16 protein-coding genes, 1 pseudogene and 1 CRISPR repeat array are annotated in these 20,030 nt (G+C 56.1%); of the genes and pseudogenes, 4 read left to right on the forward strand and 13 right to left on the reverse strand.

Going from position 1 to position 20,030, the window contains the following annotated elements; genetic code table 11:
* Positions 1-27 precede the first annotated feature (27 nt).
* From AXF15_RS10370 to AXF15_RS10380, 3 genes are read left to right on the forward strand one after another with little or no spacing between them, the layout of a single operon-like run.
* Positions 28-876, forward strand: a complete 849-nt coding sequence (locus tag AXF15_RS10370; RefSeq protein WP_066607030.1) for a metal ABC transporter ATP-binding protein — start codon at positions 28-30, stop codon at positions 874-876.
* Entirely contained in the window at positions 873-1,682 is an 810-nt protein-coding gene (locus AXF15_RS10375) for a metal ABC transporter permease (protein WP_066607032.1), read from the forward strand. Before AXF15_RS10370 ends, AXF15_RS10375 begins: the two co-directional genes overlap by 4 nt.
* Positions 1,679-2,113 (forward strand): Fur family transcriptional regulator, encoded by a 435-nt coding sequence (locus AXF15_RS10380; protein WP_066607034.1) that lies wholly within the window; start codon positions 1,679-1,681, stop codon positions 2,111-2,113. Before AXF15_RS10375 ends, AXF15_RS10380 begins: the two co-directional genes overlap by 4 nt.
* A gap of 5 nt (positions 2,114-2,118) precedes the next feature.
* Here the strand turns inward: AXF15_RS10380 and AXF15_RS10385 are convergent, their stop codons facing one another.
* From AXF15_RS10385 to AXF15_RS10400, 5 genes and pseudogenes are all read right to left on the reverse strand, one after another.
* Positions 2,119-2,964: an MBL fold metallo-hydrolase gene (locus AXF15_RS10385; protein ID WP_066607035.1), complete on the reverse strand. Its 846-nt coding sequence runs from the start codon at positions 2,962-2,964 to the stop codon at positions 2,119-2,121.
* 31 nt (positions 2,965-2,995) lie between these two features.
* Complete coding sequence (locus tag AXF15_RS10390) at positions 2,996-4,261, reverse strand: ATP-binding cassette domain-containing protein (protein ID WP_470290482.1); 1,266 nt, start codon at positions 4,259-4,261, stop codon at positions 2,996-2,998.
* A 96-nt stretch (positions 4,262-4,357) separates the two neighbouring features.
* Positions 4,358-4,786 (reverse strand): annotated as a pseudogene (locus AXF15_RS14890) (ATP-binding cassette domain-containing protein); the annotation flags it as partial.
* Positions 4,787-4,978: 192 nt separating this feature from the next.
* Positions 4,979-5,719 (reverse strand): SagB/ThcOx family dehydrogenase, encoded by a 741-nt coding sequence (locus tag AXF15_RS10395; RefSeq protein WP_066607044.1) that lies wholly within the window; start codon positions 5,717-5,719, stop codon positions 4,979-4,981.
* Entirely contained in the window at positions 5,716-6,846 is a 1,131-nt protein-coding gene (locus tag AXF15_RS10400; protein ID WP_066608936.1) for an AI-2E family transporter, read from the reverse strand. The genes AXF15_RS10395 and AXF15_RS10400 overlap by 4 nt, the downstream gene beginning before the upstream one ends.
* 289 nt (positions 6,847-7,135) lie before the next feature.
* Here AXF15_RS10400 and AXF15_RS10405 point away from each other — a divergent pair, with 289 nt between their 5' ends.
* A complete protein-coding gene (locus tag AXF15_RS10405; RefSeq protein WP_236884770.1) occupies positions 7,136-9,040 on the forward strand; it encodes an AMP-dependent synthetase/ligase in 1,905 nt (634 codons plus the stop codon).
* Between the two features lie 104 nt (positions 9,041-9,144).
* Positions 9,145-10,995: direct repeats of the CRISPR family, unit length 32 nt; unit sequence GTTTCAACACACAGCCGCCCGAAGGCGGCCGG.
* A 174-nt stretch (positions 10,996-11,169) separates the two neighbouring features.
* On the opposite strand, the gene cas2 is transcribed toward AXF15_RS10405, so the two are convergent.
* The 8 genes from cas2 to AXF15_RS10445 all read right to left on the reverse strand — a co-directional run bounded on the left by cas2 (position 11,170) and on the right by AXF15_RS10445 (position 20,012).
* Positions 11,170-11,463: a CRISPR-associated endonuclease Cas2 gene (cas2, locus tag AXF15_RS10410; protein WP_066607047.1), complete on the reverse strand. Its 294-nt coding sequence runs from the start codon at positions 11,461-11,463 to the stop codon at positions 11,170-11,172.
* A 47-nt stretch (positions 11,464-11,510) separates the two neighbouring features.
* Complete coding sequence (gene cas1c, locus AXF15_RS10415) at positions 11,511-12,524, reverse strand: type I-C CRISPR-associated endonuclease Cas1c (protein ID WP_066607050.1); 1,014 nt, start codon at positions 12,522-12,524, stop codon at positions 11,511-11,513.
* Between the two features lie 3 nt (positions 12,525-12,527).
* Positions 12,528-13,199, reverse strand: coding sequence for a Fic family protein (locus tag AXF15_RS10420; RefSeq protein WP_066607053.1), 672 nt, complete (start codon positions 13,197-13,199; stop codon positions 12,528-12,530).
* Positions 13,196-13,816: a CRISPR-associated protein Cas4 gene (gene cas4 / locus AXF15_RS10425; RefSeq protein WP_083517992.1), complete on the reverse strand. Its 621-nt coding sequence runs from the start codon at positions 13,814-13,816 to the stop codon at positions 13,196-13,198. Before cas4 ends, AXF15_RS10420 begins: the two co-directional genes overlap by 4 nt.
* 74 nt (positions 13,817-13,890) lie before the next feature.
* The gene (cas7c, locus tag AXF15_RS10430) at positions 13,891-14,733 is read right to left on the reverse strand and encodes a type I-C CRISPR-associated protein Cas7/Csd2 (RefSeq protein ID WP_066607057.1); all 843 of its coding nucleotides are present in this window, start codon (positions 14,731-14,733) and stop codon (positions 13,891-13,893) included.
* A gap of 22 nt (positions 14,734-14,755) precedes the next feature.
* Entirely contained in the window at positions 14,756-16,804 is a 2,049-nt protein-coding gene (gene cas8c / locus AXF15_RS10435) for a type I-C CRISPR-associated protein Cas8c/Csd1 (RefSeq protein ID WP_066607059.1), read from the reverse strand.
* A complete protein-coding gene (gene cas5c / locus AXF15_RS10440; RefSeq protein ID WP_066607061.1) occupies positions 16,801-17,535 on the reverse strand; it encodes a type I-C CRISPR-associated protein Cas5c in 735 nt (244 codons plus the stop codon). Before cas5c ends, cas8c begins: the two co-directional genes overlap by 4 nt.
* 11 nt (positions 17,536-17,546) lie before the next feature.
* A complete protein-coding gene (locus tag AXF15_RS10445) occupies positions 17,547-20,012 on the reverse strand; it encodes a CRISPR-associated helicase/endonuclease Cas3 (RefSeq protein ID WP_066607063.1) in 2,466 nt (821 codons plus the stop codon).
* Positions 20,013-20,030: the final 18 nt, after the last annotated feature.

The raw sequence follows: 20,030 nt of genomic DNA on the forward strand, positions 1-20,030 counted from the left end.
GTCCCGCAACCTCAATCCAGGACATTCATGCATTCACCCGGTTCTTCCTGCTGTGCCGCCAGCCCGCCCGAGCGGCGCCCGGATCCCACCCGTTCCGTCATCGAGCTGTCCGACGTCTGCTATGCCTACGGCGATGAGGAGGTGCTCTCGGACATAAATCTGGTGGTCCGGGCCGGAGATTTTCTGACCATCATCGGCCCCAACGGCGGCGGCAAAACCACCCTGGTCAAACTGATCCTGGGGATTCTGCCGCCCAGATCGGGCTCGGTCCGCGTTCTGGGAGCGGATCCCGTCGCCGTGCGCCCGGCGGTGGGCTACGTTCCGCAGCACGCCTCGGTCCAGCCGAACTTTCCGGTCACGGTCCGCGACGCGGTGCTGCTGGGGCTTCGCCGCAAAAGCGGACTCTGGTCTCCGGGTCGCTGGCCCGGCTACTCCTTCGCCGAAAAAAACAAAGCCCTGGAAGCCCTGGACATGGTGGACATGGCCGATCTGGCCGGACGGCGTTTCGACGCCCTGTCGGGCGGACAGAAACAGCGCGTTCTGGTGGCCCGGGCCCTGGTCGCGGACCCGGCCCTGCTCCTTTTTGACGAGCCCACTTCCAACATCGACCCGCAGGGAAAAATCTGCCTTTTCGACCTGCTCTCGAACCTGAGCGCCTCCATCACCATCGTCATGGTCAGCCACGATCTCATCTCCGCCTCCACCCGCATCACCGGCGTTGCCGCCGTCAACCGGAGACTGCTCCAGAGCGGCGGACGGGAACTGACCCCGCACATGCTGGAGCTCATCTACGGCACACATGACGCCTCCTGCCCTCTGGACGAGTACATAAGGGGTGTGTCCTCCATCTTCACCGGTGCCGGGAGGGACGCATGACGGGCATCCTGGGCATGGAATTCATGCAGAACGCCCTCTGGGCCGCACTGCTGGCCAGCGTGGCCTGCGGGGTCATCGGGTCGCTGGTGGTGGTCAACCGGCAGGTGTTCATGGCCGGCGGCGTGGCGCACACGGCCTACGGCGGGGTCGGACTGGCATTTTACACAGGGGTGCCCGTACTGCCCTGCGCCGTGGGTTTCACGGTCCTGGCGGCCATCCTCATGGCCGTGTTTTCCTTCGGGCGGACCGAACGCTCCGACGGCGTCGTGGGCATCATGTGGGCCGCGGGCATGGCTTTCGGCATCATTCTCATGGATCTGACGCCCGGCTACAACGTGGATCTGATGAGCTATCTCTTCGGCAGCCTGCTGGCCGTTTCCCGCAGCGAACTCTGGTTCATGCTGGCTCTGGACGGCCTTGTGCTCGGCGCGGTCCTTCTCTGGTACAAGGACTTTCTGGCCCTGTCCTTCGACACGGAATTCGCCCGCTCCACCGGCGTGCCCGTGCGCTTTCTGTACACGCTCATGCAGGTGCTCACGGCCGTGACCGTGGTCATGGTCATCCAGGTGGCCGGGCTCATTCTGGTCATCGCCCTGCTGACCATCCCGCCCATGCTGGCCGAACTGTACACCGACTCCCTGTGGAAAATGATGCTTCTGGCCTTCCTGTTCAGCCTGGCATTCTGCCTAGCCGGGCTGGCCCTGTCCTATCATTTCGACCTCACGTCCGGAGCGTCCATCATCGCCGTGGCCACATCGGCCTACGCTCTGGGCTGGGGGACGCGGCTCGCACGGAGGAGAACATGAAACGCCGTCTGAGCGAAAAAAATGCCGCCGCCCGGCTGATCCGGGCCGGTCTTGACGCCACTTCCCACCGCGTGCGGGTGCTCATGGCCGCAGCCAACACGGAGTCTCCCCGCAGCGCCCCGGAAATCCTGACGGCCGTGGGCGGCAGCGGAGAAATCAACCGGGTCACGGTGTACCGCATTCTGGATCTGCTGGTGGAACGCCGGATTCTGAACCGTCTGGACCTGGGCGAGAAATCGCAGCGGTTCTGCCTGCGCGACCAGGAAAGCACGCCGGAGCACGCCCACCTGCACTGCATCCACTGCGACCGCTACCTGTGTCTGGCGGCTCTGCCCGTGGACCGGGCCGCCCTGGACGGCCTCGATCTGGCCGTCAAGCATGTGGACATCCGGCTGGAAGGCGTCTGCCCGGAGTGCAGGCCGGAGAAATAACGCGGCTATCCCTTGGTATAATGATGACCGAAGGAAAAAGCCCGGCCGCGATACCGCGCGAGGTCCGGCTTGCTGAAAGTCCACTTTGACTCGGTATGCAGGATGGCGTCCGGCATCATTTCCAGCCAGTAATCGGGCGCCTGCAGCGTGCTGAGGACCGTCACCGCACCCCTGGTGCGGTAGTGCATGGGAATGACCACTTTCGGCTCCAGCTCTTCCATGAGCCCCGTCACATCTTCCGCCGTGAGGATATGTTCGGAGCCGTCAATGGGCAGGATCAGCACATCGACGCCTCTGAGGCGGTCCATGATGTACGCTCCGGGGTCCGGCCGGTTGTCTCCCCAGTGAGCGATGCGCATCCCGCCCGTCTCCGTCACGATGATGCTGTTGTCCAGATGCATCGGGTTGTCAGGAGGCACCGATATTCCCGACTCGGCAAAGACATCCGTCCAGCGGTACGATCCCTTGGCCCTGAACATATGCTTGTCGCCGAACCCTTCGATTCTCACGTCTCCGATGCTGAAAACGCCCACAGGCCGTTCCAGGGTGACGGCGGCGTGGACACGGTGCACGGCGTCGTGGTCAAAATGGGCGTGAGTGGACAGCACGATGTCGGCGTAAATTTCCGGATACTCCTCAGGAAACCACAGTCCCCACGCTCCGGACGGGTCGTTCCGCCAGGGGTCGATGACCACGGTCAGCCCCTGCGGACTGGTAATCCGGAAAGAGGAATGGGCGAAGTATTCGAGAGAAACCGGCCCCTCTTTGGCCGGATCGCCGCCGGTCCGCTGAAAGCTCGAAATGTGGTTGTTGTTTTCCGAAAAATTCCACGCGGTTGATCCCTGGTTCATACCCGTTCCTCCTTCGGTCTGAATAACTGCTTCATTCTGCGGATCGCTCCCCCTCACACGCCATGCGTAATTCTTCCAGCTGATCCCACCGGGCCAGAAGCGTATCCAGCTCGGCTTCGAGGGATTCCAGACGGGCGGCCTCCTCCGCCACCACAGTATGGTCGTTGGTGTAGAAGGCAGGGTCGTTCAACTGTTCCTGCGTTTCGGCGATGCGTTCTTCCAGTTCCTCGATCCGGCCGGGCAGCCCTTCCAGTTCGCGGGCTTCCTTATAGGTCAGCCTGGGCCGTGCGGCAGGTTTCTTTCTGGGCGGCGCAGATGCGGGCGCGGCGGCTGCCTCGGCCCGGGGACGCTGAGCCAGCCAGTCGTCATAGCCGCCAGCGTATTCCACCACTCTGCCCGATCCCTCGAAAACCAGACAGGACGTGACGGTGTTGTTCAGAAATTCGCGGTCATGGCTGACCACCAGCACCGTGCCGGGAAAGTCGCCCACCAGCTCCTCCAGAAGCTCCAAGGTTTCCTGATCCAGGTCGTTGGTGGGCTCGTCCAGCACCAGCACATTGCAGGGTCTGGTGAACAGCCGGGCCAGCAGCAGGCGGTTCCGCTCGCCGCCGGAGAGGAGACTCACCGGAATCCTGGCCCGCTCCGGCGTAAACAGAAAATCCTTCAGGTACCCGACGACATGCCGTCTGGAGCCGCAGACATCGATATAGTCCGCGCCCTCGCCCACAATGTCCCGCGCGGTTCTGGTCCCGTCCAGCAGGGAGCGCATCTGGTCCGAGTAGGCAATGTCCAGATTCGTACCGGGCCGGACCTCGCCTGCCTGCGGTTCCAGTTCGCCCAGAAGCAGCTTCAGCAAGGTGGTTTTACCCGCGCCGTTGGGCCCCACAATGCCCACCTTGTCCCCGCGCATGACATTGAGGCTCAGATGCTTGATCACCGGCGCGCCGTTCCAGGCAAAGGAAATGTCCCGCACTTCCAGCACCAGACGGCCGCTTTTGCGGGCCTCCTGCACCTGCATGGACACGCTGCCGGAGCGTTCCCGCCGGGCGCGGCGCTCCTCGCGCATGGACTTGAGCGCCCTCACCCGCCCTTCGTTCCGGGTGCGGCGGGCCTTGATGCCCTTGCGAATCCAGATTTCCTCCTCCCGGAGTTTCTGGTCGAAACGCCGCCAGGCGGCTTCCTCGGCCTCCAGCACTTCTTCCTTGCGGCGCAGAAACGTGTCGTAATCACAGGCCCAGTCCGCCAGCCGCCCCCGGTCCAGTTCCAGAATGCGGCCAGCCACGCGGCGCAGAAACATGCGGTCGTGAGTGACGAAAAAAAGCGTGGAAGCCTGCTTGGCCAGAAATTCCTCCAGCCAGTGGATGGCCGTCACATCCAGATGATTGGTGGGTTCGTCCAGAAAGAGCACATCCGGCTCTCCGGCCAGGGCCCGGGCCAGCAGGGTTTTACGCTTCAGGCCGCCGGACAGGCTGAGGAAATCGGCGTCCGGATCCAAATCCAGATGGGTGATGACCGTGTCGATCTTCCGGGTGGCGGCCCAGGCGGCCTGCTCGTTCACGGAATGCGCCGGCCCGGAACCGCGGCGGATGGCGGCCAGATACCGTCCCGCCTCCTCCGCTCCGGAAGCCACCACGTCGTGCACCGTCCCGGTCAGACCAGCCGGAACTTCCTGCGGCAGGGAAGCCATGGACAGGCCCTTCTCCCGGCGCACTTCGCCCTGGTCGGGTTCGAGTTCTCCGGCCAGAACACGCATCAGGGTCGATTTGCCCTCGCCGTTTCTGCCGAGCAGACAGATGCGCTCGCCGGGATGAATCTGCAGACTGACACCGCTTAAAAGCGGCAGGCCGGAAAAGGACAAAACGAGATCATGCGCGCTGATCAGTGCCATATGTTTGCCAAATGAATGTGTTTTGCTGAGCGGAAGTTCCGGCAGACGGGCATCTCACGGCGGAATCCGGACGATTCCATGCTGTGAACGTCTCCATGAAAAAAATTTCTCCGCGATGCTCTGAATTCAGACCTTTCCCACGGGCGCGAGATAGACCGCGAACTCCTCCTCGCCGTCCACGCCCAGCAGTTCATCCAATGCGCGCTGGTGATACGCGGCCACGGCGCAGGTGCCGCATCCCACGGCCTGCACGGCCAGGTACAGATTCTGGCAGACATGCCCCGCGTCCAGCGCGATGACCCGGTGAGCGGCCTCCAGATACCGCCATTCCATGCGGTATGGTATGGCGGTCCACACGAAAACTGCGCTCGCCTTGGGCACGAAGGTCTGCCCCAGAACGGCCTCGTGCTGACGGGCCAGAAAATCCGGCCCGGCCTGCCGCTCCAGCACCAGGGCGTGATCCAGCGGCAGATACCGGTACAGACCGCAATCCAGACCGGCGATGGCGTTCGCCAGCACATAGGTCTCAAAGGCGTGCCTGCACCCGGCCGACGGCACCGTGCGAAAAACCCGGCCCGGCCCGGCATTCCGGCGCACGCCCTGGGTGGCCCAGAGCAGAAAGCCCAGTTCGGCCAGCGAGATCTCCTTTCCGGTCCATGCCCGATGGCTGCGCCGCCCGCCCAGAGCCTGAACCAGATCGACGCTTTCCGCCGGAAGATCAAGCGGCAGGGGAATGCGGCCCTGATCATCCCTCGGCTCTTTCTGGACCGGCGGCGGCTCAAGGCCCCGGTTCTGATCCGACCGCGAAAAGTCGATGGACAGCCGCAGATCGTCCTTCAGAAAATCGCGCATCTTCCGCATGTTCATGTTTCCTCCGCAGCCGGCACGGGAGCCGGGGCATGCTGCTTCAGCACCAGACGGCGGTAATAGGTCAGAAACAGGCAGGTCATGGGCAGGGCGATGAGCAGGCCCAGCATGCCCAGCAGCTTGCCCCAGATGGACAGGGACAGCAGCATCACGGCCGGAGAAAGACCCATGGCCTTGCCCATGATGCGGGGCGTCAGCACCACGTCCTGCAGGATCTGGGCGACCAGAAAAACCACCCCGATGAGGGCCATGACCACCCAGAAAGACTGCCCCGTCTCCAGGGCATGGATGGCCCCGAGCACTACGGCGGGGATGAGTCCCAGAATCTGGAGGTACGGGATCAGATTCAAAACCCCCACGAAGAAGCCCAGCAGCACCCCCATGGGCAGGCCGATCAGAAAAAAACCGGAGGCGAACACCAGACACAAGATGGCGCAGATGGTCGTCTGTCCGCGAAAGTAGCGGCTCGTGGCCTGATCGAACTCCTCCACAAAGGACACGACGTTCTCGCGGTACTGCGGCGGAATCATTTCCTTCCAGACCACCTGGACCCGCTGGAAATCCAGCAGCAGAAAAATGAGGTACAGCAGTACGATGACGGGCACGACCAGGGCCATGATCAGGCTGTACGTCCCGGAAATGAGCCCCACGAGGCCCGGCACGACCTTGCGCAGGGCGGCCTGGACCATGGACACGAAACTGTCCGTGCGGAAGAAATCCTGCACCTCGGGCAGGGCGAAATAATCGCGCAGGGCCTGCCAAATGTCCGGCGGCAGGCGCTTGGCGGCCTCGGCGGCCAGTTTGGAATTGGACAGCAGTTCGGAAATGAGCCGCCCCATGTGCGCGATCTCCCGTCCCACCAGCGGCACCACGATCATTCCCAAAGCCGCGCCTCCCAGCAGAAATATGAGAAGAGTGAGAGCAATGGCCAGGGGCCGGCTCTTCACGTAGCCTTGAATCCGGCGCACCACCGGATTCAGGATGTAGGCCAGAATCAGGGCCACGGCGAAGGGCACCAAAACATCGCTCAGGTACCCGAGCAGCATGACCAGAGCCCAGAGGCTGACCGCGCCAACGGCAAGCCGCGCCACGCGGTCGAAAGAATATGGTCTGTTGTCGAAAATCATACTTCTCCCCTGATGCAAGCGGTTTTCAGCGGCTGTCTTCTTGCCGGGCGCGGTAAAGGCGCCGGAGGTGAAGGATATGCCGGAAGCCCGGCCCGACGCAAGATACGCCGCCACGCGGCCCGAGCCATTCCGCCTTGATTTGCTCCGCCCCTTGTCCTACATGGGCGCGACTATTTCATGCAAAGGGTGCCACATGTCCGCGATCCGCTCCAGCTCACGCTCCCGTCTTCGGGCATCCTCTCCCGTATTATCGACCGCCCTTTCCGATCAACCAGACAAGCACGGAACCATGGAAACAGCCACTATGCCTTCCGCACCAACGCTTTTTCATACTTTTCTCGAAACCTGCGCCCGCCACAAGGACAATACGGCCTTCATCTACCGGGTAGGCGAGGATGAACAGCGGGTCACTTACGTAAAATTCTTCGAGGACGCACTCCTTCTTGCCCGAAGTTTCAAGGCCGCGAAAATCCGCCGGGGAGACAAGGTCTTTCTTCTGTCGGACAATCGCTACGCCTGGATCGTCACGGACATGGCCCTTCAGGCTCTGGGCGCGGTCAGCGTGCCCCGTGGCTGCGACACGCCGGCCAGCGAAGTGGAATACATCATCAACCATTCGGAGAGCGACTTTCTCATCCTCGAGACGGACAAGCTCTACAACGATCTGCAGCCCCTGATCAAAAATCTGAAACTCAAAAACGTGTTCATCATTTCCGGGGCGGAAAAGCACTCCTGGTTCGAAAAGGTGGTGTCCTACTCCAAAATCCTCGAAGAGCGGACTATCGAACCCCGCGACATCGAATGGTTCAAAGGCCTGGCCGGACACATCGCGCCGGACGACCTGCTGACCATCATCTACACGTCCGGCACCACCGGCACGCCCAAAGGGGTCATGCTCACCCACTCCAACATCATGCACAATGTCCGCACCCTGCCCCCCCTGATCAATCTGGGTCCGGACGATCTGTGGGTGTCCATCCTCCCCACCTGGCATATTTTCGAGCGCGCGGCCGAATATATCGGCATGGCTTCCGGCAGTTGCCTCGTCTATTCGTCCATCCGCACCTTCGCCGCCGATCTGGAAACCTACAAGCCCACACTGGTAGCCACGGTGCCCCGGCTGTGGGAGGCCCTCTATTCCAGAATCACCTCGGCCCTGAAGAAAAAAGACCCCAAAAAAGCCAGAATGTTCAACGCACTGGTAGCCGTCTCCATCGCCTTCCGCCGGAACCGCCGGGCCCTGCGCGGGCACCTGCCGGTCTTCGTCAAACGCCCGGCCGTGGCCGTACTGGCCGGAAAACTGCGCGCCGCCATGGTCTGCGCCGCCCTGTACCCGCTCTATGTTCTGGCCCAGAAAAAATTCGTCATGGTTCAGGAAAAATTCGGAGGACGGCTCAAGGCCGCCATCAGCGGAGGCGGCAGCCTGCCGCCCTATCTGGATGAGTGGATCGACGCCATCGGCATCCGCATCATCAACGCCTACGGCCTGACCGAATGTTCCCCGGCCATCGCCGGACGCGGGCTGCAATGCGAGATCTTCGGCACCATCGGACCGGCCGTGGGCGAAACGGACCTGCGCATCGCCGACGAACAGGACCGGGAACTGCCGCGCGGCACCGAAGGCGAGATCCAGGTGCGCGGAGCCCAGGTTTTCAAGGGATATTACAAAAACGACGAAGCCAATGCCCAGGCCTTCACCGCCGACGGATTTCTGCGCACAGGCGATCTGGGCCGCCTGACCCTGACCGGAGAACTGGTCATCACCGGCCGGGCCAAGGAAATCATCGTTCTGGCCAGCGGCGAAAATATCGACCCGACCAATATCGAGGCCACGCTGTCCGTCTTTCCTTTCGTGCAGGACGCCGTTCTGGTGGGACAGGACAAGAAGGGGCTGGGCGCTCTCATCGTTCCGGATCTGGAAAAACTGCGCGAGTTCGTCCGGGAAAAATACAACCAGGTGCTGGGCGAAACCGAGGAAGCGCTGAGGGACAAACAGCTTCTGGACCGCCTGCGGGAGGAGATGAACAAACTTCTCAACGCCAAAAAAGGATTCAAGCCTTACGAGAAGCTTCAAAACATCTACTTTCTGACCAAGGAATTCACCCTGGGCGAGGAGCTGACCAATTCCTTCAAGAAAAAACGCCACGTCATCGAGAAGAAATACCGGGATATCATCAACCGCCTGCTGAAATAACGCTTTTATAGCATTGGGGCGGTTCCTGATAATATCTGACGTCGCTTCATAGCCACCCGAAGGCGGCTGCACGGATCAGGATGCCGTGGCCTGCTCCCTGGCGGGTTTCAACACACAGCCGCCCGAAGGCGGCCGGTTATCCGTGACGGTGGTGCCGATGTATGCCGGAGAGGTTTCAACACACAGCCGCCCGAAGGCGGCCGGGGTGCGTCACCACCTCTGCCTGCTCTCTTATCAGTGTTTCAACACACAGCCGCCCGAAGGCGGCCGGTTATCCGTGACGGTGGTGCCGATGTATGCCGGAGAGGTTTCAACACACAGCCGCCCGAAGGCGGCCGGCTTGTCAGCCGTGGAAACCCTTTCAAGGCTTTCAAGGGGTTTCAACACACAGCCGCCCGAAGGCGGCCGGTTATCCGTGACGGTGGTGCCGATGTATGCCGGAGAGGTTTCAACACACAGCCGCCCGAAGGCGGCCGGCTTGTCAGCCGTGGAAACCCTTTCAAGGCTTTCAAGGGGTTTCAACACACAGCCGCCCGAAGGCGGCCGGTTATCCGTGACGGTGGTGCCGATGTATGCCGGAGAGGTTTCAACACACAGCCGCCCGAAGGCGGCCGGTTATCCGTGACGGTGGTGCCGATGTATGCCGGAGAGGTTTCAACACACAGCCGCCCGAAGGCGGCCGGGGCCCAGCAGGATGCCGGGCACAACAACAAAACGTTTCAACACACAGCCGCCCGAAGGCGGCCGGCATCATCAGCAATAAGCGTCATACGCTTATCACCGTTTCAACACACAGCCGCCCGAAGGCGGCCGGCTGTTCGATCTCCCTGGCTCGTTCCAGACACTTGGGTTTCAACACACAGCCGCCCGAAGGCGGCCGGGAAGCGGGACTCGTGGACCGTATCGGCAATTTTGGTTTCAACACACAGCCGCCCGAAGGCGGCCGGGAGAACAACGTCGCCGGGGCCATTTCGCCGGACGTGTTTCAACACACAGCCGCCCGAAGGCGGCCGGGGTGCGTCACCACCTCTGCCTGCTCTCTTATCAGTGTTTCAACACACAGCCGCCCGAAGGCGGCCGGGCCAGCGCACGCAAATCTTGTTGCGGCAGTTTTTCGTGTTTCAACACACAGCCGCCCGAAGGCGGCCGGCGAGGAGTACAGGGATGCCTGTACTCCAGAAAAAAGGTTTCAACACACAGCCGCCCGAAGGCGGCCGGGTCGAGTCCGCCGCGAGCGCGAAGAACGCATGATCGTTTCAACACACAGCCGCCCGAAGGCGGCCGGCCGAATCCATGACTCCGCCCTTCCGCCCTGTCAGGGTTTCAACACACAGCCGCCCGAAGGCGGCCGGGGAACATGTGGGTGCATGCGCCGCTTACGGCGCAGTTTCAACACACAGCCGCCCGAAGGCGGCCGGCCGGTCGGAAAGGGAAAGCCGCTCATCGAGCCGAAGTTTCAACACACAGCCGCCCGAAGGCGGCCGGGCTTTTTGAAGAGTCATTGCGCCGTCTGATGCCCCTGTTTCAACACACAGCCGCCCGAAGGCGGCCGGCTCCCTCTGCCTGGTTTTATATCTCTGGATTTTCAAGTTTCAACACACAGCCGCCCGAAGGCGGCCGGGTGGTGGATTTTGACAGCCATCCAAAAACCTCAAAGTTTCAACACACAGCCGCCCGAAGGCGGCCGGGGTGGATTTTGACAGCCATCCAAAAACCTCAAAGTTTCAACACACAGCCGCCCGAAGGCGGCCGGATCCTCTTTTCCCATTGTCTGCGCCTTGTAGCATTGTTTCAACACACAGCCGCCCGAAGGCGGCCGGGGACAGTGTTCCGGCTGGATCGCCGTTTCAACCGGCGGTTTCAACACACAGCCGCCCGAAGGCGGCCGGCAAAATCAAAACTACAGTGAATAGAATAACCGCTGTTTCAACACACAGCCGCCCGAAGGCGGCCGGAGCCTCTGCTGAAACTCTGGCTACAAAATGCTTCTCAGCCCTATTTCGCCAAAGCCTCCAACAAAAGCACATATGATAGAATATTATACCTTATTAATCTTTCACCCTATTGAATTATCAAAGAAAATGAACTCGCTAACCCCTCCGTATTTTTAAGAGCACTCCAGACTGGCGCTATACAACAAGTGTATCTTGGAAAATATCTAAAGCAACCTTTGCACCGTGGTGCTCCACCTTTCTGCGCCATTTGCTGCCCAGATGATAAAAACGCAGGCTGTCAGTTTCAGATTGATACGTATCCAACAGTTTTGCTTTTAATCTGACCCACTGATCAGGAGCCACATCACACTCAAATACCGAATATTGCACACGCACACCGTAGTCGAGGCAGTGCTTGGCGATACGGCGCAGGCGTGCCTGGCCTTGCGGATCATCCAGCGAAATATCGTAAGTAATCAGCATCAGCATACATTCCTCTTCGTGTTCAGACCGTCTGCGCCATGGCTGACTGACAATCAGCGCATCAGAAATGGAGGGTACTCGGCCAAATCGCCGCGCAAATGCCGCGCCAGCAGCATAGCCTGAATATGCGGGAGCAGACCGATTGCCACCTCTTCCTGCAAAAATGGGTGGACTATTTTTTCCTGCTTTTTCGTCTGCAGAGTTTGAAACAGCAGCTTACGTGTTTCCGGCTTGATATTTACCGCGCCACTCGCCTCCGCCACAAAATCCTGCGGCTTGATTTGCCCGCGATTAATCAGCGACAATACCATCCTGTCCACCCACCATGCGCGGAACTCTTCCAAAATATCCTGCGCCAAACTGTCGCGCCCCGGCCGGTCAGCATGCAAAAAACCCACTTGCGGGTCGAGCCCGACACCCTGCAATGCCCCACTGATATCCCTGCCCAGAATGCCATACATAAACGACAGTAAAGCATTCACACTGTCACGCGGTGGGCGGCGGTTGCGCCCGTCAAAATCAAAACCGCTTTTCCCCGCCAACAAATGCCGGAATACCCCAAAATAACGTGCCGCCGCATCACCCTCAATTCCACGCACCTGATCCAGACTGTCCGCCCGCTTCAACTGCTGCAAACTGAAATTCAACGCCGCAACGGCTGCCCGCACTTCCGCATGTTCCCCATGATTGCGCAAACGCCGCTGCAACACCCGTTTGGCTGACTGGATTTTCACCGCGATAATATGTCGGGCAATTGGCACAGGCTTCTGCTCCGACAGCCGATACTGCGTCCGACGCAACAACACATTGCCACTCTGCCGTCCCTGTAAGCGCCCTAAAAACCGTCCATTTTCAGTAAAAAATGCTAAATTCACATTATTCTCACCACAAAAACCCAGCAAAAAAGGCGATACCAGCACATTGCCAAAACAAAAAATATGCCCGATGGCATGCACCGGCAATTGTGCTACTTTCTTGCGTTCCTGCTCCACCACCAACGTTTCCCGTTCTTTGTGCAGATAGCTGCCTTGGGTGGTGATGTAGAGCGTGTTTTGCAGCTTGCGCATAATTCAATCTTCAAAAGCCCGGTAAACCCGCTCGTATTGATTTCGCAAAAAATCAAACATCTCAGATTTGTCACCACTGCGATAAAAATCCAGCATCCTGAGATTATAATCACTGTGCGAATCAGCAAAAATACTCACTGGCGCATAACCATTACTGAGCAACACACCGTTCATCATCAGTTGCCCTGTGCGTTTATTACCATCATAGAAGAACTGGGCACGAGCCGCATCCAGAAACAGACCAAAGCTTTTTTCTTCAATAGTTGCAGCTTGAAAGTGATTGTTCAGCATGGATGTAAACGCAGCGTCCAATGCAGTTCCTGGATGGGGAGGACGATACTCCGTACCACTAATTCCCACCTGTCCGTTTCGAAATGCCCCCACTTCCAGCGCTTCATCCTTGGCAATAATTGTATTGATATGGACAAAAGTGTTTCTATCTACAGTAAAAATATGCCTGCTCACCTGCATGATAATTTCAGACCATCCGGCAGCAATGTTCAGCACCTGATTCTGATCGCTGATTTTATGCCCACCAACCGTGATACCTGCCAATGTTGTCTGAATCTCAGGAAAAGTAAAAGGATTGCCCTCCAACTTTGCCATGGAAAAGACAAAATCGGGACGCATTTTTTGCGCAATGAAAAGAGCTTTTTTATGTCCAACAGCGTTCATGCGACATTCTCTGCATCCTCAAACAGCGCGGAGACATAACGGCGTGAACGATCTTTGGTCAGCAACTGAGGCTGGCAGATCTCCAAAAGTGAACACGCCTTGCAGTGTTTGCCATATTCAGGCGGCGGGGTTTCGCCACTCTCCAGTAAATCCCGCACTTGTTCGATGATGGCCTTGGTGGCTTGTCTGAGGCTAGCCGAAAACGCTACCGGAAAGCGGTGGCGGGTTTGCCCATACCACAATGCACCCTCTTCCACCGTTTGCCCGGTCATTTCTTCCAAACACAGCGCTTGAGCACAAAGCTGGATTTCATCGAACGGCTCGGGCTTGGGTTTGCCGCGTTTGTACTCAACGGGTTTCAGACGGCCTGTCTGAATATCACGTTCAACCATATCCAGCACGCCATGCACACCCAGCTTTTCTGCCGACACATGCACGCTGCGCTCGAAGCGCACGCCCTTGCGTGTTTCCGGCTCGCCACCGTCCACCCGCTCATGCAAAGCACGGCCTTGTGCGGTCAAATAGTTCTCCGCCCATGCTTGCTCGTTATGAATCAAGGCACACTGGCGCGGACAAAAGGCGTAGTGTTGCAGGGCGGAGAGGGGAATGCTGAACATGACTGGGCTTTCCCATGCGGGCATTTATAAAAAAAGCGCTTGCTGCAATTTTGATCACAACAAGCACTTACCCATCAGAATCCGTCGATTTCTTCTGGATTCAAACCATCCAATTTTTGCAATTCATAGCTGCCATCTGAATGTACTTTGAGGCTGCCGTGTACTTTGGCGGATGAATACTGGCCGGACTTGCAGTTGTGTTCCCACCAAATCAGTTTCAGCACCTGCATGCTGCCTTCGGGGCGAGCGGAAGAGGCATCGCCTTCAAAGAGCTTGGTCAGCACAGCTTTGATTTTTTGGGCGTCTTCGTCGGCAAAACCGGTACGCTCGGCAAGCTGTGGCGACATGGCGCCGAAGGCAACGTAAATGCCTTTGTCCACGCGGTGTTTCATGCCCATGGTGTCGGAGCCGCGTTTGCTGCCGTCGCCTTCGCCGCTCACGCTTTTGGTAATTTGGGTGCTGGTAATGCTGACAGGGTCAACGCTGAATGCGGACTGGATGGTTACCGGGCCGCGAACGGCAATGGATACGCCGGAAGCATCGTCGCTTTTACCGAAGGCAAACACTTGGCCGAAACTGCGCACGTCCAACCACTTTTCACAGGCTTTTTTGGCGGTTTCGTCTTTATTGGCTTTTTTGGCGTTGAATGCGTCTGCGCCCAAACCGACATCTTTGTCTTTGGCGCGGTTGGCCAAGCTGGTCATGCCGTCGGTTTTCTTTTCGTCGGACTGTACGAAAATGCTTTCTCCTGCATCCTGCAAACGGTCGCGGATTTTGCGTTTCAGGCAAACGTCGGTCATTTCACCAAAGCCGGAAAAGTCGGCGCGTGGGCGATTGCCATTCAAGGGGTCGCCGTTGGGGTTGGCATTTTGTACGCTGATAATCAGGGCGAAGTCGATTTTTTTGGTTAAGCTCATGTTGTTTTCCTTTCAATGTCGGTTATTCGGCAGTTTCGGTTTTCTTTTGTTTGGCGGCTTTGCGCTCGGCTATTTGGCGGGCCAATTCCATTTTTTGGCAGTGGTAACCCAAGAGAAATTCGCCGCTCAATTTGTCGTCGCAAATAAAATCTTCGTTCTGGAACAATTCCATGATTTCGCCGATGGCTTGCGTGCCTATATCTTTGCCGCGGCTGCGCAAGCGGTCTTGATAAGGCTTGAGTGCCAATTCGATATGGCGCCAAGTAGTAAACGGACGCTCGGCAAAGCGCTGCATATAGCGTTCGGCAGTTGTGGCACGTTTTTCTTCAGCCAGATAGAGTGCGTAAGATTCGATGTTTTCGGCCATTGCCAGCAACCTGCCGTACAAATAATCACGCGAACGGTTTTCTTTATCTAATGCCATAGAGTAAGTTCTCCTTTTTTCTAAATCATGATGACGGGCGCGCCAACCTTTGTATAAGGCGCAGGCAACACCGATATTCCGTTCCCATTCCCAATGCTCGTATCCGCTGGGCTGACAGGCTACCTGAAAGCTTTGCCTCACCAGATCATCAGGTATCGGGATCGTTTGCCCGCCCGCAATCACAGGCAGCAAACGGGCGTAAAGCTGTCTTTTGATTTTTCCGTCTTTATCGGCAGATTTACCGTAAATGGTTTCGTAAATGGCATAAGGCGACGGGGGAAGGCACGGCCAAACGATGCGTTTGGCTACCTTTTTGCCTTCTTTCTCTTCATGGCTGTAACGCTGATACCATGAAAAATCGTCCACCCAGGCATCGAGATTAGCGAAGTAATCGGCGGGCAAAAATTCTTGATAATAGGTGAGCGCCATGCGGCCGGGAGTAGCGGAATCAAGCATCAGCAGGGAAACCTGTTGATGCTCATCCAGTTTCGCCCGATAACCATGCAGCTTCTTTTTGATGATGGCCGCAGCCGTCTGCCCAATATTCTCCGACCAGTTTTTGCTGCTCTTTTTTCCGTCAGACGCTGTCTCAACGGATTGGCCATCGTCAGCATCGTCATCCAGATAGCCATAGTTGTCTTGCAAGGGCGAAGGCACGGGTTCGGCGCCAATCGCCCAAGCGACGGTCACTTGGTCGCCGTTGCGGAAGCCTTGACGAGCAATCAGCCAGCGCAGGGCTGCATGGGACTTATGGGAAACTTCCGCAGAAATACTGCTTGCTTGATTAGCTGTTTCGAAACGCCCTCTATAGGTATAACCTTCTTTGTCATTTGAGGAAATAAGTTTGGCTTTATCGCCTGTATAAGTTAATTTAGCAGGATGGCTTTCTCGAGTCTTTTTTTCATTGCCCGTTATGATGCAAAATTGATTATCCAATGTGCTTTGATAGTATCGTCCCCAATCCTGCTGAACCGACTTATTCTCCCACGTTGCAGAAACTAAATCCTTAGGGATCTCAACAGACCAAATCACAAGAGCTTTACGAATTTCAAATCTCCCCTGCTCTTTGGTTAACACATTAAATAATTCAGGCCTCCTCCGCCCTTTATTTTCTTTTTCTATCCAGTTATCCAGCAAATTGCCATTTTCATCCGTTGGAATGATTTTTTCTTTAATCAAATCCCCCAAAACCGTACCTTTGTGTAAATATTTTTGTATAGCAAGCACTTTAGGATTGAAAGTATCAAGACACCACTTATCTAGTTGCTCAATATACAAATTAAAAATCAAGTCTTCTTTTTTAATTTTGACTTTTTTCTTTTTACCGTTTTCCCCTTCTATTTCTTGAACTTTCTCCTTGCTATACGTCAGCCCCAAGTCTCTTGCAATATACTGCAAGCTATCTGCTAAAGCATGAGGTGCCAAACCGCTTGTCCGCCCTTCAGAGCTTTCCGTAACAGGCAACATTACGATTGGTTTATCTGTTAAAACTTTGGCAGATAAGAAATTACCCTCTCCATCCAAATTAATTTGAATATGGGCAGTTTGAGGGCTATGCCATAGAGGAGCTAGCTTATCCAAATCTAGTAAATCAGGATTTTTTTCAGCCGCTTCATACGTCCGATACAGCTTCTGCATCCAACTCATAATCCCAACTCCTCGGCTTCGGCTTCAACAGGCTTCAGATTCTCACCTCGCTTGAATGGTTTTTCCGGTTTCATGTGGCGGATCAAGCGGGTTTTGAGTTTTTCCGTATCGTTCACGCCTGGAAAGACAATTTCCCCATTTTGCATTTGGGCGCGCCAAAAACGGCTAACCAATTCATGGTTGCCGGTTTCTTCAGGATAACCGAAGCTGTGGAACATCAAGCCGAAATCAAGATGATGCTCGCCGAGTTTTTCAACATCATAAGCCCCTTCGCCACTGCCGAATTCACATGGCTCAACATAGCCCTGGCAGTCGCGCGTACCAAGGAAAATGTCCTGTCGCCCGCCGCGCTCCAGCATACGCTTGGCAATCGCCATATGTTTGCCCACCACACGATCCTGTGCCAATTCCGGCCAATTCTCGTTCCATTCAAAATGCGCTTCCACTTGATATTCCACATCCTGCAAAAAGGTGTAAATCGCCAGCGTATTGCCACCGTTCCAATCCAAAGGCTTGGTGGATTTGCTTTGTGTGCGAATAGGCTTCATCACGCGGATGCGGTCGATATGCCAAATCAAGGTGGGCTTCCAGTAAATGCTTTTGACAATGCCTTTAATGGCTTCGTAAGTCGGCACTTGGTAGCTGAATTTCTCGCCGCCGATTTTGGTTACCGGGTCGGTAAACAGCGCCTGCCGCCCCCAAACGCGGAAACTGATTTGATTGTTTCTCATAACGCTCCTCTTTAATAATTCAAGCACTCCATCATCCCAACTTTATCTACCGACAAGCCGTATTGATTGAGGTAATAACCTTGTTCAAGATAATACACGCCTGTATCAGCGATAGGATGTATGGCGCCCTTTTCTTCCAGCTTTCGCCAAACATGGGGAAAAACATTCACACTATACTGCTGCGCTTGGCGCAGATAGTCATAAAAAGCTTTTGGCTCATATTCGCCGCACAATTTTGCAATCAAGCGGCGTCCTTTGCAGCCATAGGGCACAATCAAGGCTTGGGTTGGCGCATCGATGGCTTGAAACGCCCGTCCGGCGCTTTTGAAAGACTGCATCAATAAAGGAAACTGCTTTTCTTGCCTGCGCACATTATTTTTTTCGCCATAAGCGTTGCAGTGATTGTCACTCAGCCAATCCAGCAGGCTACCTGAATGGCTGCTTTTGATGTGGTAAACCATTTCCTTGTGACGCGGATAAAAGTAATACTCGAAATAGCGTTTCATGGCATCAGGCAGCAAGATATCTTGGCCGACAAATTCGCGAAACACCCGCGCCGCTTGCTGTTGCCCTTGGGCAATATCTGGCAGCATGTGCAGCGGTTCGTTTTGCAAATTCAATACCCACACCATGCCTTTTTCGCATTCGCTATGGCGATTGCAGCGCCCGGCCGCTTGCGCAATGCTGTCCAGCCCTGCCAACGCGCGAATCACGCACGCAAAGGAAATATCGACCCCCGCCTCGATCAATTGCGTGCTGATACACACCACCGGCAGTCCCCTGTTCAAGCGTCTTTTGATCCATGCCAACAAGGCCTTGCGATGCGCCGGACATTGATGGGTGCTGAGATGGAATAGCGCTTCTTTGGGTACATTCTGCACTTGGCAATATTGATAAAGCCGTTGCGCCCAGCCTTTGGTATTGACGATAAACAAACAGCTGGATGTCTCCCGAAACTGTTCCAGCAAAAAATCGCCGACCTCCTCTACAGACCAACCACCTGGTTTTTCATTAAAACGAATAGAGGTTCTGGACAATGCATCAAACAAGTCTTTCTTGGCTTTCTCATTACCCATAATTTCCGCATGCTCGGCCAGCTGCAATAAGCCACGCTCCGCGACCTTATCACGAACATCCATCGGGAAATTATCAAGCGCTTGATTAGCCAACAAAGGCTGAGTGGCTGTGCACAATATCGCACTGGATTTGCCATATTGCGTGAGCCAGTTCAGCACATTGCAAAATAGATGCACGCATTTCACCGGCAAGGTTTGGATTTCATCAAAAATCAACACACTGTGCGTCATCGGGTGAATATGCCGTGCCCCGCGTGTACCGCCGCCGAACCAGGCATCAAGAAACTGCACCATGGTGGTAAAGACAATCGGCTTATCCCAGTTTTCAGACAGGAGCTTATTTTGCCAAGTTTGTTGTTCGGGATCGAGGTTGGAATGGTGTTCAAGCACCCATTTATCGCCCAGAATCTCGCGCACGGCTTTGGCATTCTGATCGATGATAGAGGTGTAGGGAATGATATAGATGATGCGGTCGAGATCATGCTTTTTTGCATGATGCAGCGCGTAACGCAGGCTTGCCAGCGTTTTGCCACCGCCCGTCGGTACAGTCAAGGTATAAATGCCTTGCGCATCTTCCGCCCTGTTCAGACAGGCAGCAGAAATATCGCGACGGATTTGATCAATCCGATAACGGATTTCAAACAGGGACAAATGCATTTCCAGCTTATCTATCGCTTCTTGCCAATCCGTCTTTTGCGTTAAACGCCGCAAGGATTTTTGATTTTCCCGCTCGAAATCTGAACTGTTAATGCGATCCGCATCAATCAGGCAACTAAAAAGGAAACGGGTAAAGCAGCCCAGGTAAAATTCCTTTACTTGATGACTGACTTCCGAATTTCTCAATACCGATTTAAGCAGCGGCAGCATTTGCGCCAGCAGGTCTTTATCCGCCAACGCATCCGCACGCTGCACTATGACAGTATCAGCATTGCGCTCGCACTCGCTCAAATGCGTTAACGCATCCTTCTTTTCCACCAGACGCTTTTCCCATACTGCTTCACCTTCTTCGGGATCCAAGCAATCAATCAATCCCGCGCCATGATGCGAGGCAATGCACAGCCCCAACATCTGCCCGCACAGCTCCGAACCCTTGTCCGCCAAAGCCTGCAAGCGCCGATACACCCATTGTGCTCCGGCGGTGGAGTGATCTACTTTCGTACCACCCGGCGTGCTTTCCTCTTCGTCAAAGTCTGGATTGATCAATCCGGCTGCATCGTGAATGTATTTCTGGAATTTTAGTGAATATTTGCCGAAGTCATGCATCAACCCCAGCAGTTCTCCCGATAAATTCAGGTCCAATTTACTGGCCAGTAACTTGGCAATCGCAGCGGTTTCTGTGAGATGAGTTTCAACAGATTGAGACTCGCTATCGGAATGACGGACATGGGCAATTTTCATCATCAGCCCCTGAAATTATTC

The sequence above is a fragment of the Desulfomicrobium orale DSM 12838 genome, assembly GCF_001553625.1.
Classification (GTDB): Bacteria; Desulfobacterota; Desulfovibrionia; order Desulfovibrionales; family Desulfomicrobiaceae; genus Desulfomicrobium; species Desulfomicrobium orale.

Coding starts and splice junctions, on each gene's coding strand:
- AXF15_RS10375 (WP_066607032.1), top strand. CDS start 873: ATGACGGGCATCCTGGGCATGGAATTCATGCAGAACGCCCTCTGGGCC.
- cas7c (WP_066607057.1), bottom strand. CDS start 14,733: ATGAGCTTAACCAAAAAAATCGACTTCGCCCTGATTATCAGCGTACAA.
- AXF15_RS10405 (WP_236884770.1), top strand. CDS start 7,136: ATGGAAACAGCCACTATGCCTTCCGCACCAACGCTTTTTCATACTTTT.
- AXF15_RS10395 (WP_066607044.1), bottom strand. CDS start 5,719: ATGAACATGCGGAAGATGCGCGATTTTCTGAAGGACGATCTGCGGCTG.
- cas2 (WP_066607047.1), bottom strand. CDS start 11,463: ATGCTGATGCTGATTACTTACGATATTTCGCTGGATGATCCGCAAGGC.
- AXF15_RS10380 (WP_066607034.1), top strand. CDS start 1,679: ATGAAACGCCGTCTGAGCGAAAAAAATGCCGCCGCCCGGCTGATCCGG.
- cas8c (WP_066607059.1), bottom strand. CDS start 16,804: ATGAGTTGGATGCAGAAGCTGTATCGGACGTATGAAGCGGCTGAAAAA.
- AXF15_RS10390 (WP_470290482.1), bottom strand. CDS start 4,261: ATGTTTCTGCGCCGCGTGGCTGGCCGCATTCTGGAACTGGACCGGGGG.
- AXF15_RS10385 (WP_066607035.1), bottom strand. CDS start 2,964: ATGAACCAGGGATCAACCGCGTGGAATTTTTCGGAAAACAACAACCAC.
- AXF15_RS10400 (WP_066608936.1), bottom strand. CDS start 6,846: ATGATTTTCGACAACAGACCATATTCTTTCGACCGCGTGGCGCGGCTT.
- AXF15_RS10445 (WP_066607063.1), bottom strand. CDS start 20,012: ATGATGAAAATTGCCCATGTCCGTCATTCCGATAGCGAGTCTCAATCT.
- AXF15_RS10420 (WP_066607053.1), bottom strand. CDS start 13,199: ATGAACGCTGTTGGACATAAAAAAGCTCTTTTCATTGCGCAAAAAATG.
- cas4 (WP_083517992.1), bottom strand. CDS start 13,816: ATGTTCAGCATTCCCCTCTCCGCCCTGCAACACTACGCCTTTTGTCCG.
- cas1c (WP_066607050.1), bottom strand. CDS start 12,524: ATGCGCAAGCTGCAAAACACGCTCTACATCACCACCCAAGGCAGCTAT.
- cas5c (WP_066607061.1), bottom strand. CDS start 17,535: ATGAGAAACAATCAAATCAGTTTCCGCGTTTGGGGGCGGCAGGCGCTG.
- AXF15_RS10370 (WP_066607030.1), top strand. CDS start 28: ATGCATTCACCCGGTTCTTCCTGCTGTGCCGCCAGCCCGCCCGAGCGG.